The organism is Pseudomonas sp. PvP025 (assembly GCF_017832155.1).
GTDB lineage: Bacteria > Pseudomonadota > Gammaproteobacteria > Pseudomonadales > Pseudomonadaceae > Aquipseudomonas.
Window position 1 is genome coordinate 5358352 of the sequence record NZ_JAFIBJ010000001.1, and the last position, 12848, is coordinate 5371199.

The following is a 12848-nucleotide window of genomic DNA, read 5'->3' on the forward strand; positions in this document are numbered from 1 at the left end:
TCCCAGGGAAAATTGACCCCGCACTGCATTGCACAGCGCGGGATTTGAAAGGGATTACCGGGCGCGCTGAATGAAATCGCGAATCCGCTCCGCTGCTTCCACGCACTCTGCCAGCGGTGCCACCAGCGCCAGGCGTACGCGACCGGCGCCAGGGTTTACGCCGTCCGCTTCCCGCGACAGGTATGAGCCCGGCACCACGGTCACATGCTCTTGCACAAACAGGTCGCGGCAGAACGCGGCGTCGTCCCCCTGCACATTCGGCCACAGGTAAAAGCCTCCGTCCGGGTGTTGTACGTCCAGCACCGGCTTGAGGATGGCCAGCACCGCGTCGAATTTCTCGCGATACAGATCACGGTTGGCCTGCACGTGGGCCTCATCCTGCCAGGCCGCAATGCTGGCGAGTTGGGTCTGCACCGGCATCGCGCAGCCGTGGTAGGTGCGGTACAGCAGGAAGGCCTTGAGGATGTCGGCATCGCCCGCCACGAACCCGGAACGCAGGCCCGGCAGGTTGGAGCGTTTGGACAGGCTGTGGAACACCACGCAGCGCTTGAAATCCTGGCGACCCAGCTCGACGCAGGCGCTGAGCAGGCCCGGTGGCGGGGTGTGCTCGTCGAAGTAGAGTTCGCTGTAGCACTCGTCGGCGGCGATGACGAAGTCGTACTCGTCGGCCAGGGCGATAAGTTTTTTCAGGGTGTCGACCGGGATGAGTGCGCCGGTCGGGTTGCCTGGGGAGCACAGGAAGAGGATCTGGCAGCGCTTCCAGATGTCCGGTGACACCGCGTCGAAATCCGGGTTGAAGCCGTTTTGATCCAGGCACGGCAGGTAATGCGGCTTGGCTCCAGCGAGGAACGCGGCGCCTTCGTAGATCTGGTAGAACGGGTTCGGGCTCACCACCAGCGCATCGTCGCTGCGATTGACCACGGTCTGGGTAAAGGCGAACAGCGCCTCACGGGTGCCGTTGACCGGCAGAATATTGCGCGCCGGGTCCAGCCAGCCCTTGGGCACATTGAAGCGACGTTCGCACCAGGCACCAATGGCTTCGCGCAGTGCCGGGATGCCCAGGGTGGTCGGGTACACCGCCATCTGGTCGAGGTTGTTGCTCAGCGCCTCGGCCACGAAGGAGGGAGAGGTGTGCTTGGGTTCGCCGATGGACAGGGCAATCGGGCGCTTGTCCGGGTTTGGCGTGACGCTGCCGAGCAGCGCGCGCAGTTTCTCGAACGGGTAGGGCTGCAGCTGGTTCAGGGCGTTGTTCATTGCAAGTCTCGTCAAATTCAGTTGTCGGCACGCGGTCTGGTTGCCGGGGAACATCCACTGTGGGAGGGGGCTTGCTCCCGATTACGGTGTGTCAGTCAGCTGATTTTTATCTGATCCACTGCTATCGGGAGCAAGACCCCTCCCACATAATCCCGGCATGGCTCAAATAGTCAGGCGGGTCAGCTCAACGCCGGGCTCCTGGGTCACGCTCAATTGCTGCACGATCGCCGCCTGCAGGCGCAGGCACAGTTCGGGGTCGGACAGCGGCTGGTTGTCGGCGTCGGTAATAAAGAACACGTCTTCCACGCGCTCGCCGAGCGTTGCAATCTTGGCATTTTGCAGTGACAGATCGAACTCCAGGAAAATCCCGCCGATGCGCGCCAGCAGGCCGGGGCGGTCGGGCGCGCTGAGTTCCAGTACGGTGACCGGGCGCTGCGCATCGTTGGAGATGGTGACCTGGGGCGCAAAGGCAAAATGCTTGAGCTGGCGCGGCACCCGGCGCTGGATAATGGTCGGGTAATCGTCCGGGTTGCGCAGGGCGTCGGTCAGGCCATCGCGGATCTTCTTCACCCGCGCCGGGTTGTCGCCGATGGACTCGCCCTCGGTGTCGAGCACGATGTAGGTGTCGAGGGTGAACTGGCTGCTGGAAGTGATCACCCGGGCGTCATGGATGTTCAGGTTGAGCTGGTCCATGGCCGCCACGGTTACCGCGAAGAAGTCGTGTTGGTCGGGCGCATAGATGAAGATCTGCGTGCCGCCCTCGAATTCGCGCTGGGTGGTTTCCTTGATCAGCACCAGCGGGCCACCATCGGCCGGCTGCTGCAGGATCGCGTCGGTGTGCCAGGCCACATCGCCGGCGGTGTGACGCAGGAAGTAATCGTCGCCCAGTTGCGACCACAGTTGCTCGACGTCGTCCGGGTCGTTGCCGCCGCGCACCAGAATGTCCAGGGCCGCGCTCTGGGTGCGACGGATCTGCTCTTCGCGGTCCACCGGGTTTTCCAGGCCGCGGCGCAGGGCGCGCTTGGTCTCGGTGTACAGCTGGCGCAACAGGCTGGCGCGCCAGGAATTCCACAGCGTCGGATTGGTGGCGTTGATGTCGGAAACAGTCAGCACGTACAGGTAGTCGAGGTGGGTTTCATCGCCGACGATCTGCGCGAAGTCGTGGATCACCTGCGGGTCGGACAAGTCCTTGCGCTGAGCGGTGGTCGACATCACCAGGTGGTTCTGCACCAGCCACACGATCAGGCGGCTGTCCCACAGCGGCAACTGGTGGCGCTGGCAGAATGCTTCGGCGTCGACCGCGCCGATTTCCGAGTGATCGCCATGCCGGCCCTTGCCGATATCGTGGTACAGGCCGGCGAGGTAGATCAGTTCCGGCTTGGGCAGCTTGGCCATGAGCTTGCTGGCCAGCGGAAACTTCTCCGACACCTGGGTGTACTGCAACTTGCGCAGATGCTTGATCAGGTTGAGGGTGTGGGCGTCGACGGTGTAGATGTGGAACAGGTCGTGCTGCATCTGCCCGACGATAAAGCCGAACTCCGGCAGGTAGCGCCCGAGGATGCCGTAGCGGTTCATCCGCCGCAGGTTGCGATGGATGCCGATCCTGCACTTGAACAGTTCGATAAACAGGCTGGTGTTGCGAATGTCGTTGCGAAACTCGTCATCGATCAGGTGACGGTTTTCCCGCAACAAGCGAATCGTGTCGGCGCGCACGCCTTTGATCTCCGGCTGCTGGGCCATCAGCACGAAGATTTCGAGCATGGCGAACGGGGTGCGGCTGAACACGTTGTCGTTGCGCGCCTCGATGTAGCCGTCGTGCAACTGGAAGCGCGAGTTGATGGGCTGCGGCGGCGCCTCATCCTCGGGCGCGAGGATCACTTCTTCGAAGTGCTGGATGATCAGGTCGCTGAGTTGAGCAATGCTCATCACCACCCGGTAATACTGCTGCATGAAGCTTTCGATGCTGGTCTTTGCGTCTTCGCCCTCGAAGCCGAGCAGGGTGGCGATGGAGCGCTGGTGGTCGAACAGCAGGCGGTCTTCCGAGCGCCCGGCGAGCATGTGCAGCGCGTAGCGCACCTTCCACAAAAACTCCTGGGACGACGCCAGCAGGGCGTTTTCGCTTTCGACCAGGAAGCCTTCGCCGGCCAGGGCGCGCAGGTTCAGGGTGCCGTACTGGCGCCGCGCTACCCACAAAATCGTCTGGATATCCCGCAGCCCGCCCGGCGAGCCTTTGACGTTGGGCTCGAGGTTGTATTCGGTGTCGTTGTACTTGTGGTGCCGGGCTTTCTGCTCGGTGCGCTTGGCCAGGAAGAACTCCTTGCTCGGCCACATGTGCGCGGTGCTGGTGACTTCCAGCATGCGCTGGCGCAGGCGCTCGGGGCCGGCGATGGTGCGGCTTTCCATCAGGTTGGTGATGACGGTCAGGTCGGCCCGGGCCTCTTCGGCGCATTCGGCCACCGAGCGCACGCTCTGACCGACTTCCAGGCCGATATCCCACAGCAGGGTGAGAAAGCGCTCTATGGAATCGCGAAAGATCTCATGGTCGTCGCTGTCCAGCAGGATCAGCAGGTCGATGTCGGAGTAGGGGTGCAGTTCGCCGCGCCCGTAACCGCCGACTGCCACCAGGGCGATATCCGCCTCGCGGCTCCAGCTGAACTGCTCCCAGGCCTTTTGCAGGATGTTGTCGACGAACCAGGCGCGATCCTCGATCAGTCGACGAATGTCCCGACCGCTGCGAAAGCGCGCATCGAGCACTTCGCGGGCGTGGCGGATGGCCTTCTTGAACGCGGCGATGGGGCTCGCCTTCAGGGCCAGTTCGGCCTGGAACTGGCCACGGTCGAAGAGTTCGGGATCCACCTGGGGCATCGATCGGCTTTCCTTTCTATCTATTGAGTCGCACGCAACGTGGGAAAACCAGCGCAAGCCTTATGGCGAGACGCGTGCAATCGTGTCGTCGGCGCGCAGGGTGAAGATCTCGTAGCCGGTCTCGGTGACGAGCAAGGTGTGTTCCCACTGGGCCGAAAGCTTGCGGTCCTTGGTGATGGCCGTCCAGCCGTCGCCCAGCACCTTGGTGTCGGCCTTGCCCTGGTTGATCATCGGTTCGATGGTGAAAGTCATGCCCGCTTTGAGCTCCATGCCGGTGCCGGCACGGCCGTAGTGCAGGATCTGCGGCTCTTCATGGAACACGGTGCCGATGCCGTGGCCGCAGAATTCACGGACCACCGAGAAGCCGTTCTTTTCGGCGTGCTTCTGGATCACTTCACCGATGTCGCCCAGGCGGCAGCCGGGTTTGACGATCTCGATGGCCTTGTACATGCATTCCTGGGTCACCTGGGACAGGCGTTCGGCCCAGACCGGCACGTTGCCGACATGGAACATGCGGCTGGTGTCGCCGAAGTAGCGGTCCTTGATCACCGTGACGTCGATGTTCAGGGTGTCGCCGTCCTTCAGCGGTTTGTCGCCCGGGATGCCATGGCACACCACGTGGTTGACCGAGGTGCAGATCGACTTGGGGAAACCCTTGTAGTTGAGCGGTGCGGGGATGGCGCCCTGTACATTGACGATGTAATCGTGGCAGATCTGGTTCAGGGTTTCGGTGGTGACGCCGGGCTTGACGTGTTCGGCGATCATTTCCAGCACATCCGCAGCCAGCTTGCCGGCGATGCGCATGCCGGCGATGTCTTCGGCGGTTTTCAAACTAACGGTCATACGGACTCTCTCTAGCGCAACGCGCTGAAATCAATACGGTTCAAGGGCGTGCGATAAAAGGTTACAGAATTCGCACAAGCCGCAAAAAACGCGATTCTATCAGACGCGGGCGGCAAATCATGAGCCCCTGATGATCGCTTCTGTCTATAAGGTGGGGCTAAATTGGCGCTATTCAAAGGGTTACAGTCGGGTTGCGCAGGCCGGATGTGATTTCGAGTTCCGTTTTCGTCTTCGCCGTGGTATAAAATGCGCCGCTTTCCGGGGATACCCCGCAGAGCTTAAATCCACACACGTGTCGACACGATGACCTGGGTGCCGGAGGCCTTGATGCCGCTGGTTGGTCATTGGGATACGTGGAGGCCAAACCCGACTTATTAAGGAACTATCATGTCCCAAGTCAACATGCGCGATATGCTGAAGGCCGGTGTGCACTTCGGTCACCAGACCCGTTACTGGAACCCGAAAATGGGCAAGTACATTTTCGGCGCGCGTAACAAGATTCACATTATCAACCTTGAAAAAACCCTGCCGATGTTCAACGAAGCACTGACCTTCGTAGAGCGCCTGGCCCAGGGCAAAAACAAGATTCTGTTCGTCGGCACCAAGCGTTCCGCCGGCAAGATCGTTGCTGAAGAAGCAGCACGTTGCGGTTCGCCGTACGTCGATCACCGCTGGTTGGGCGGCATGCTGACCAACTTCAAAACCATCCGTGCTTCCATCAAGCGTCTGCGTGACCTTGAAGTGCAAGCCGAAGACGGTACTTTCGCCAAGCTGACCAAGAAAGAGGCGCTGATGCGCACTCGCGATCTGGAAAAGCTCGATCGTTCCCTGGGTGGTATCAAGGACATGGGCGGCCTGCCTGACGCACTGTTCGTGATCGACGTTGATCACGAGCGCATCGCGATCACCGAAGCCAACAAGCTGGGCATCCCGGTTATCGGCGTTGTCGATACCAACAGCAGCCCGGAAGGCGTTGACTACATCATCCCGGGCAACGATGACGCAATCCGCGCTATCCAGCTGTACATGGGTTCGATGGCCGACGCTGTTATCCGTGGTCGCAACCACGTTGCTGGTGGCGCCGAGCAGTTCGTTGAAGAAGCTCCGGTAGCCGCAGCTGAGTAATTGACGCCCTGGCGTTGACTCAGTAAGCAAAAAGGGGGCTTGGCCCCCTTTTTGCCCCCTCGGAAACCGTTTGTCGGCGCCCACTTGTGGCAGCGCAACAGTGCAACTGTAACGTGCAGCGGCCTGCGACGGTGATTCGGGAAGAATTGATCCCCCGTTCGATCGGGTGGAATGGTTGAAAACCTATCCAAGAGGAATTTGAAAATGGCAGCAATTACTGCAGCGTTGGTTAAAGAACTGCGTGAGCGTACTGGCGAAGGCATGATGGATTGCAAGAAAGCCCTGGAAAAGGCTGACGGCGACATCGAAAAAGCCATTGATGACATGCGTGCTTCCGGCGCCATCAAGGCTGCCAAGAAAGCAGGCAACGTGGCCGCTGAAGGCGCGATCGCTCTGAAGGAAGACGGCAAATCTGCCGTGCTGCTGGAAGTGAACTCGCAGACCGACTTCCTGGCCCTGCAGGATGACTTCAAGGCGTTTGTTGCCGCCAGCGTTGAAAAAGCGTTCGCCGACAAACTGACTGACGTCGCTCCGCTGATCGAAGCTCAGGAAGCGGATCGCCTGGTACTGGTCGGCAAGGTTGGCGAAAACGTCAACATCCGTCGCCTGGTTCGCGTTGAAGGTGATGTTGTCGGTGGTTACCTGCACGGTAACAAGATCGGTGTTGCCGTTGTGCTCAAAGGCGGCAGCGTTGAGCTGGCCAAGGACATCGCTATGCACGTAGCGGCCAGCAACCCTGAGTTCCTGCTGCCTTCGGAAGTTTCTGCTGAAGCCATCGAGCGTGAAAAAGCTGTGTTCCTGCAGCTGAACGAAGAAAAAATCAAAGGCAAGCCAGAAAACATTGTTGAGAACATGGTCAAAGGCCGTATCAGCAAGTTCCTGGCCGAAGCGAGCCTGGTTGAGCAGGCGTTCGTCAAGAACCCTGAAATCAAGGTTGGCGAGCTGGCCAAGAAAGCCGGTGCCGAAATCGTTTCCTTCACTTACTTCAAGGTAGGCGAAGGCATCGAGAAGCCGGTCGACAACTTCGCTGAAGAAGTTGCTGCCCAGCTGGCTGCCGCCAAGCAATAAGACAGGTTTCAACTGTCGCCCGAAAGAGGCTGCCCGCTCACGCGCGCAGCCTCTTTTCAAATGGGCAGGCCGATTTAATTTGGCTTCCCTTCGGAACTGGCTTACAAAGCCGTGTTCCGATGGCGCTGTGACAGCGTCCAGCTAGAGTGAACGCAAGCCGTAAACGGCTCGCCAAGAATTTTTAAAAAATACGCCGCAGGAGAGATTCGCAATGGCTCAGCAGGGCAGTGGTTATCAGGCTCGCTATAAACGCATTCTACTCAAGCTCAGCGGCGAGGCCCTGATGGGCTCGGAAGAGTTCGGGATCGATCCCAAAGTGCTCGACCGCATGGCGCTGGAAGTCGGCCAGTTGGTTGGCATTGGTGTGCAGGTCGGCCTCGTGATCGGCGGCGGCAACCTGTTTCGCGGTGCCGCGCTGAGTGCGGCCGGCATGGACCGTGTGACCGGTGACCACATGGGCATGCTGGCCACTGTGATGAACGCCCTGGCCATGCGTGACGCGCTGGAGCGAGCCAATATCTCGGCCATCGTGATGTCGGCTATTTCCATGGTGGGCGTGACCGATCACTATGATCGCCGCAAAGCCATGCGCCATCTCAATTCCAAAGAGGTGGTGATCTTTGCCGCCGGCACCGGTAACCCGTTCTTCACCACCGATTCGGCGGCGTGCCTGCGTGCCATCGAAATCGATGCCGACGTGGTGCTCAAAGCCACCAAGGTGGACGGTGTGTACACCGCAGACCCATTCAAAGACCCGCATGCCGAGAAGTTCGATCATCTGACCTACGATGAAGTGCTGGATCGCAAGCTGGGCGTGATGGACCTGACGGCTATTTGCCTGTGCCGCGACCACAAAATGCCGCTGCGCGTATTTAACATGAACAAGCCCGGCGCCCTGCTGAACATCGTACACGGCGGCGCGGAAGGGACTCTGATCGAGGAAGGCCAACAATGATCAATGAAATCAAGAAAGACGCTCAAGAGCGTATGCAGAAATCCCTGGACTCCCTGAACCATGCATTTGGTCAGATTCGTACAGGCAAGGCTCACCCAAGCATTCTGGGCAGCGTGATGGTGCCGTACTACGGCGCAGACACCTCCATCACTCAGGTGGCCAACATCACCGTAAAGGACTCGCGCACCCTGCAGGTCGTGGCGTTTGAGCGCAATATGCTCGGCGCCGTCGACAAGGCCATCCAGAGCGCCGGCCTGAACCTCAACCCGACCAACCTGGGCGAGTTGCTGCTGATCTCCATGCCGGCGCTGACCGAAGAGACCCGCAAGGGCTTCACCAAGCAGGCGCGTAGCGCGGCAGAAGATGCGCGCGTTGCCGTGCGTAACATCCGTCGCGATGCCCTGGGTGACCTGAAGAAGCTGGTCAAGGACAAGGAAATCAGCGAAGACGAAGAACGTCGTGCCGTCGCCGATATCGACAAGCTGACCAAGGATGCCGAGGCGCAGATCACCAAGGCTACCGACGAGAAAGAAAAGGACCTGATGGCCGTATAAGGGGTCAGGACGCCTTCATGGAAAAGACCAAGCAGACTGTGCCCTCCGTGGTGCCGCGCCATGTCGCGATCATCATGGATGGGAATAATCGCTGGGCGAAGAAGCGCTTTATGCCGGGTGTTGCCGGGCATAAAGCGGGTGTCGACGCGGTACGGGCAGTGATTGAGGTGTGTGCCGAGGCCAAGGTCGAGGTGCTCACGCTGTTTGCCTTCTCCAGTGAGAACTGGCAGCGCCCGGCCGACGAAGTCAGTGCCTTGATGGACCTGTTCTTCAAGGCTCTGCGTCGCGAAGCCAAGCGCCTCAATGACAACAAGATCAGCCTGCGTATTATTGGCGACCGCTCGCGCTTTCATCCTGAACTGCAGACCGCCATGCGCGAAGCCGAGGCGATTACTGCCGGCGCCGACCGTTTTGTGCTGCAGATCGCCGCCAACTATGGCGGTCAGTGGGATATCGCCCAGGCTGCGCAGCGACTGGCCAGAGAAGTGCAGGCCGGTCACTTGCAACCGGAAGACATCTCGCCCGAACTGTTGCAGACCTGCCTGGTGACCGGCGATCTGCCGTTGCCGGACTTGTGCATTCGCACCGGTGGCGAGCACCGCATCAGCAATTTCCTGTTGTGGCAGCTGGCTTATACCGAGCTGTATTTCTCCGACCTGTTCTGGCCGGACTTCAAACACGATGCCATGCGCAATGCGCTGGCTGATTTCGCTTCCCGTCAGCGTCGCTTCGGTAAAACGAGCGAGCAGATCGAAGCTGGAGCCCGGGTTTAAATGCTTAAACAACGAATCATCACGGCACTCATCCTGCTGCCTATCGCGCTGTGCGGGTTTTTCCTGCTCGACGGTTCCGGCTTTGCACTGTTTATCGGTCTGGTCGTGACGCTGGGTGCCTGGGAATGGGCGCGTCTGGCGGGCTTCACCAGCCAACTGCCACGTGTGGTCTACGCCGCGGTGGTGGCGGTGCTGCTGTTCCTGATGTACATCCTGCCGGACATCGCGCCCTGGGTGTTGGGTGCGGCGGTGCTGTGGTGGGCGATGGCGACATTCCTCGTGCTGACTTATCCGCGCACCAGCGGCCACTGGTCCAGCGTTGCCTGCAAATTGGTGATCGGCCTGCTGATTCTGCTGCCGGCCTGGCAAGGGCTGGTGGAGATCAAGCGTTTCCCGATTGGTAACCAATTGATCCTGGCGGTGATGGTGCTGGTCTGGGGGGCGGACATTGGCGCGTACTTTTCCGGCCGTGCCTTCGGCAAGCGCAAGCTCGCTCCGGCCGTCAGTCCCGGTAAAAGCTGGGAGGGCGTGTACGGCGGGCTCGCGTTGACGCTGCTGATCACGCTGGTAGTCGGGATTGTGCGCGACTGGTCACTGAAGGAAATTCTCCTGGGTCTGGTGGGCACAGCGATCGTGGTGTTTATTTCGGTGGTGGGTGACCTCACCGAAAGCATGTTCAAGCGCCAGGCCGGGATAAAGGACAGCAGCAACCTGCTGCCGGGCCACGGCGGCGTGCTGGACCGTATCGACAGTCTCACCGCTGCCATTCCGATCTTTGCCGTGCTGTTGTGGATGATCGCTTCGTGAGTCGTGCGCAACAGGTAACGGTGCTGGGTGCTACGGGTTCGATAGGGCTGAGCACCCTGGATGTGATTGCGCGGCATCCTGAGCGCTATCAGGTGTTCGCCCTTACGGGCTTCACGCGTGTGAAGGAATTGCTGGCGCTGTGCGTGCGCCATGTGCCGCGCTTTGCCGTGGTGCCTGAGGCGGCGGCTGCGCGCGGCTTGCAGGATGATCTGCGCGCTGCCGGGCTGGCCACTCGGGTGCTGGTGGGCGAGGAGGGGTTGTGCCAGGTGTCAGCGGACGCCGAAGTCGACACGGTGGTGGCTGCCATCGTCGGTGCCGCCGGACTGCGTCCGACGTTGGCTGCAGTCGATGCCGGCAAGAAAATTCTGCTGGCCAATAAAGAGGCGCTGGTAATGTCCGGCGCGCTCTTTATGCAGGCGGTGCGCAAGAGCGGCGCCGTGCTGCTGCCTCTGGACAGCGAACATAACGCTATTTTCCAGTGCATGCCCGGTGATTTCGCCCGTGGCCTCAATCAGCTGGGCGTGCGTCGGATTCTGTTGACCGCCTCCGGTGGGCCCTTCCGGCAAACCCCGCTGGCGCAGCTGGAGCATGTGTCGCCGGAGCAGGCGTGCGCCCATCCGAACTGGTCCATGGGCCGCAAGATTTCCGTCGACTCGGCCAGCATGATGAACAAGGGCCTGGAACTGATCGAGGCGTGCTGGCTGTTCGATGCGCGGCCGGAGCAAGTCGAGGTGGTGATCCACCCGCAAAGTGTGATTCATTCCCTGGTCGACTATGTGGACGGTTCGGTGCTGGCGCAGTTGGGCAATCCCGACATGCGTACGCCCATCGCCAATGCCCTGGCGTGGCCGGAGCGGATTGATTCGGGGGTCGCACCCCTGGACTTGTTTGCCATTGCCCGCCTGGACTTCGAAGCGCCGGACGAGCAGCGTTTTCCGTGCCTGCGCCTGGCGCGCCAGGCGGCAGACGCAGGCAATAGCGCCCCGGCGATGCTCAATGCGGCCAATGAAGTGGCCGTGGCGGCGTTTCTCGAACGGCGCATCCGCTTTCCGCAGATCGCGAGTATCATCGACGACGTCCTGAACCTTGAGCCGGTAGTGGCCGTGAATGAGTTGGCGGCGGTGTTCGAGGCTGATACAAAGGCCCGGGCCCTGGCCGAGCAATGGCTGAACCGCAACGCGCGTTAGTCGGTGGGCATGTTTGAGCCTGCGGGCACTGGATTGGAATGCGGAGAAATTAGATGAGTGCGCTCTACATGATTGTCGGCACCCTGGTTGCTCTGGGTGTGCTGGTTACCTTCCACGAATTCGGCCACTTCTGGGTGGCACGCCGTTGTGGCGTGAAGGTGCTGCGCTTTTCCGTCGGCTTCGGTATGCCGCTGGTGCGTTGGCACGACCGCCAGGGCACCGAATTCGTGATCGCAGCCATCCCGCTGGGTGGTTACGTCAAGATGCTCGATGAGCGCGAAGGCGAAGTGCCGGCTGATCAGTTGGACCAGTCCTTCAATCGCAAGACCGTTCGTCAGCGTATCGCCATTGTTGCCGCAGGCCCGATCGCCAACTTCCTGCTGGCCATGGTGTTCTTCTGGGTATTGGCCATGCTGGGCAGCCAGCAGGTGCGTCCGGTCATTGGCGCGGTCGAGGCGCAGAGCATCGCAGCCAAGGCCGGTCTGACGGCGGGGCAAGAGATAGTTTCCATTGATGGCGAGCCGACCACGGGTTGGGGTGCGGTCAATTTGCAGCTGGTGCGCCGCCTGGGTGAGAGCGGCACCGTCAATGTGGTGGTGCGCGAGCAGGATTCCAGCGCCGAAACCCCGCGTGCATTGGCGCTGGACCATTGGCTCAGGGGCGCTGACGAGCCTGATCCGATCAAATCCCTGGGTATCCGGCCGTGGCGTCCATCGTTGCCTCCGGTGCTCGCCGAGCTGGATCCGAAAGGCCCGGCCCAGGCCGCAGGTCTGAAAACCGGCGACCGCCTGCTGGCGCTCGATGGCCAGCCGCTGAATGACTGGCAGCAAGTGGTCGATCTGGTGCGTGTACGTCCTGACAGCAAAATTGTGCTGAAAGTCGAGCGTGATGCCGCGCAAATCGACGTCCCCGTGACCTTGTCGGTTCGTGGCGAAGCCAAGGCGGCCGGGGGTTACCTGGGTGCCGGAGTGAAAAGCCCGGAGTGGCCGCCGTCGATGGTGCGCGAGGTCAGCTTCGGGCCGTTGGATGCGATTGGCGAGGGCGCGAAACGCACCTGGACCATGAGTGTGCTGACCCTGGAGTCCCTCAAGAAAATGTTGTTCGGCGAGCTCTCGGTAAAAAACTTGAGTGGACCGATAACCATTGCTAAAGTGGCGGGCGCTTCTGCCCAGTCGGGTGTCGCGGATTTCCTGAATTTCCTGGCTTATCTGAGTATCAGCCTTGGAGTTCTGAATTTGTTGCCCATCCCTGTACTGGATGGGGGGCATCTGTTGTTTTATCTGGTCGAGTGGGTGCGTGGTCGCCCCTTGTCGGATCGGGTGCAGGGTTGGGGGATACAGATCGGTATCAGTTTGGTGGTCGGGGTGATGTTGTTAGCCCTGGTCAACGATCTGGGTCGTCTGTAACGCTTCGCTGA

At 60.6% G+C, this 12848-nt stretch carries 11 protein-coding genes; 8 read left to right on the forward strand and 3 right to left on the reverse strand.

Translation table 11 applies throughout. From position 1 onward, the window contains the following. Positions 1-54 precede the first annotated feature (54 nt). The 3 genes from dapC to map all read right to left on the reverse strand — a co-directional run bounded on the left by dapC (position 55) and on the right by map (position 4962). Positions 55-1254, reverse strand: coding sequence for a succinyldiaminopimelate transaminase (gene dapC / locus JOE32_RS23375; RefSeq protein ID WP_209989522.1), 1200 nt, complete (start codon positions 1252-1254; stop codon positions 55-57). 162 nt (positions 1255-1416) lie between these two features. After that, on the reverse strand, positions 1417-4119 hold the full coding sequence (locus JOE32_RS23380; protein ID WP_209989525.1) for a [protein-PII] uridylyltransferase: 2703 nt from the start codon (positions 4117-4119) through the stop codon (positions 1417-1419). Positions 4120-4179: 60 nt separating this feature from the next. Continuing rightward, entirely contained in the window at positions 4180-4962 is a 783-nt protein-coding gene (map, locus tag JOE32_RS23385; RefSeq protein ID WP_209989528.1) for a type I methionyl aminopeptidase, read from the reverse strand. Positions 4963-5349: 387 nt separating this feature from the next. Between map and rpsB the strand changes: the two genes are divergently transcribed. The 8 genes from rpsB (at position 5350) to rseP (ending at position 12837) form a co-directional block, all read left to right on the forward strand. Then, positions 5350-6087 (forward strand): 30S ribosomal protein S2, encoded by a 738-nt coding sequence (rpsB, locus tag JOE32_RS23390; protein ID WP_049709669.1) that lies wholly within the window; start codon positions 5350-5352, stop codon positions 6085-6087. Between the two features lie 204 nt (positions 6088-6291). Continuing rightward, positions 6292-7155 (forward strand): translation elongation factor Ts, encoded by an 864-nt coding sequence (tsf, locus tag JOE32_RS23395; protein WP_209989530.1) that lies wholly within the window; start codon positions 6292-6294, stop codon positions 7153-7155. Positions 7156-7366: 211 nt separating this feature from the next. Continuing rightward, the gene (gene pyrH / locus JOE32_RS23400; protein ID WP_003189161.1) at positions 7367-8110 is read left to right on the forward strand and encodes a UMP kinase; all 744 of its coding nucleotides are present in this window, start codon (positions 7367-7369) and stop codon (positions 8108-8110) included. After that, a complete protein-coding gene (gene frr, locus JOE32_RS23405) occupies positions 8107-8664 on the forward strand; it encodes a ribosome recycling factor (protein ID WP_003231233.1) in 558 nt (185 codons plus the stop codon). The genes pyrH and frr overlap by 4 nt, the downstream gene beginning before the upstream one ends. Positions 8665-8681: 17 nt before the next feature. Next, positions 8682-9437 (forward strand): polyprenyl diphosphate synthase, encoded by a 756-nt coding sequence (uppS, locus tag JOE32_RS23410; protein WP_209989532.1) that lies wholly within the window; start codon positions 8682-8684, stop codon positions 9435-9437. Then, on the forward strand, positions 9438-10244 hold the full coding sequence (locus JOE32_RS23415; RefSeq protein WP_209989534.1) for a phosphatidate cytidylyltransferase: 807 nt from the start codon (positions 9438-9440) through the stop codon (positions 10242-10244). Further along, positions 10241-11431 carry a 1-deoxy-D-xylulose-5-phosphate reductoisomerase gene (gene ispC, locus JOE32_RS23420; protein WP_209989537.1) on the forward strand — a complete coding sequence of 397 codons (1191 nt, stop codon included), beginning with the start codon at positions 10241-10243 and terminating at the stop codon, positions 11429-11431. Before JOE32_RS23415 ends, ispC begins: the two co-directional genes overlap by 4 nt. A 53-nt stretch (positions 11432-11484) precedes the next feature. Further along, positions 11485-12837, forward strand: a complete 1353-nt coding sequence (gene rseP / locus JOE32_RS23425) for a sigma E protease regulator RseP (protein ID WP_209989540.1) — start codon at positions 11485-11487, stop codon at positions 12835-12837. Positions 12838-12848 lie beyond the last annotated feature (11 nt).

What these genes read in the sequence shown, in the direction of transcription:
- pyrH (WP_003189161.1), top strand. Translation starts at nt 7,367, where the DNA reads ATGGCTCAGCAGGGCAGTGGTTATCAGGCTCGCTATAAACGCATTCTA.
- uppS (WP_209989532.1), top strand. Translation starts at nt 8,682, where the DNA reads ATGGAAAAGACCAAGCAGACTGTGCCCTCCGTGGTGCCGCGCCATGTC.
- JOE32_RS23415 (WP_209989534.1), top strand. Translation starts at nt 9,438, where the DNA reads ATGCTTAAACAACGAATCATCACGGCACTCATCCTGCTGCCTATCGCG.
- frr (WP_003231233.1), top strand. Translation starts at nt 8,107, where the DNA reads ATGATCAATGAAATCAAGAAAGACGCTCAAGAGCGTATGCAGAAATCC.
- rpsB (WP_049709669.1), top strand. Translation starts at nt 5,350, where the DNA reads ATGTCCCAAGTCAACATGCGCGATATGCTGAAGGCCGGTGTGCACTTC.
- rseP (WP_209989540.1), top strand. Translation starts at nt 11,485, where the DNA reads ATGAGTGCGCTCTACATGATTGTCGGCACCCTGGTTGCTCTGGGTGTG.
- JOE32_RS23380 (WP_209989525.1), bottom strand. Translation starts at nt 4,119, where the DNA reads ATGCCCCAGGTGGATCCCGAACTCTTCGACCGTGGCCAGTTCCAGGCC.
- dapC (WP_209989522.1), bottom strand. Translation starts at nt 1,254, where the DNA reads ATGAACAACGCCCTGAACCAGCTGCAGCCCTACCCGTTCGAGAAACTG.
- tsf (WP_209989530.1), top strand. Translation starts at nt 6,292, where the DNA reads ATGGCAGCAATTACTGCAGCGTTGGTTAAAGAACTGCGTGAGCGTACT.
- map (WP_209989528.1), bottom strand. Translation starts at nt 4,962, where the DNA reads ATGACCGTTAGTTTGAAAACCGCCGAAGACATCGCCGGCATGCGCATC.